This is a genomic window from Ensifer sp. SSB1, from assembly GCF_016652895.1.
Taxonomy (GTDB): Bacteria; Pseudomonadota; Alphaproteobacteria; order Rhizobiales; family Rhizobiaceae; genus Ensifer.
The window spans coordinates 1-1,061 of sequence record NZ_JAEPRP010000296.1 but is presented as its reverse complement, the minus strand read 5'-3'; the positions used below and the strand labels follow the sequence as shown (position 1 = coordinate 1,061).

Genomic DNA, 1,061 nt, shown 5'->3' with positions numbered 1-1,061 from the left:
GACGCTGTAATAGCTCTGCTCCCGCGCGCCGGGGTCGATGATCATGTACCGCGCAGTTGCCAGCATGACGTCGGTTCCGAGGAGCCGGTCGACGAGTTTCAGGCCGAGGTCGATCCAGGCCATCATCCCGCCGGCGGTGATGATGTCGCCCTCGTCGATCAGCAACCTGTCGGTGTCGACGCGGATATCGGCGTAGCGGTCGGCGATCAAGTCCTGGTGCGACCAGTGGGTGGTGATGGTGCGGCCCGCGGCAAGGCCGGACTCGGCCAAAAGATAGGCGCCGCCGCAGACCGAGCAGATGGTCGTGCCGCGTTGGTGTTGCTCGCGCACGAAGCCGGGCAGGGCGCCGATGCGTTCGCCGACCGGCAGATCCGCAAGTGTCGGCGGAAGGATCAGCGCCATCAGGCCCAAGGACGGGCCTTCGTGGGTATCGCGCGACTTTGCCACTGTGCCATCTTCCTGAAGCTTCCAATGGCTGATGCGGATCTGGGGAGCGTCTCCCCCGCTTTGCTCGACCGACTGCATGCTCGCCACCTGGAACATGTCGGTCAGCCCGTGGATCGCCGACATCAGTGCGCGCGGGTAGACGACGATACCGATCTCCGCCGGTTCGCTGGTCGATCGTTTTGTCACTTCTGCCCCCATCGTTGTCAGCTTTGCCGGTCGAGAGGTTATGCCCGCCGATTTATCAATTCAACCATCGCTTCCACGGGATGGAAGCCTGGCAACAGAGATCAAAGAGGTGAGGACAATGACGCAGGCAAGAGCAGTTTCCGCAAGCATTTCCAATGGCCTTTCGCGCCGCACGGTTCTGTCGGCCGCCTTTGGCGCCGCGGCCACCGCTGCCGCGGCCACCGCTGCCGCGGTCAACGCCATGAACACGCCGGCCAAGGCCGCATCGACCACCGCATCAACCGCCGGCGCGTCCGGCACCGAGGGAGCAAACACCATGGGCAGCCGCATCATCACCCGCGATGGCGTCGAGATCTATTACAAGGACTGGGGCCCGAAGGATGGCCCGGTCGTCGTGCTCAGCCACGGCTGGCCGCTGTCGTCGGACA

General features: G+C 64.5%; 2 protein-coding genes. One reads left to right on the top strand and one right to left on the bottom strand.

Translation table 11 applies throughout. From position 1 onward, the window contains the following. Positions 1–633: DJ-1/PfpI family protein (locus tag I8N66_RS36035; protein WP_291165055.1), on the bottom strand; the 633-nt coding region annotated here is incomplete at its 3' end. Between the two features lie 118 nt (positions 634–751). Between I8N66_RS36035 and I8N66_RS36030 the strand changes: the two genes are divergently transcribed. Continuing rightward, the coding region (locus tag I8N66_RS36030; RefSeq protein ID WP_291165052.1) for an alpha/beta hydrolase at positions 752–1,061 on the top strand (310 nt) is incomplete at its 3' end.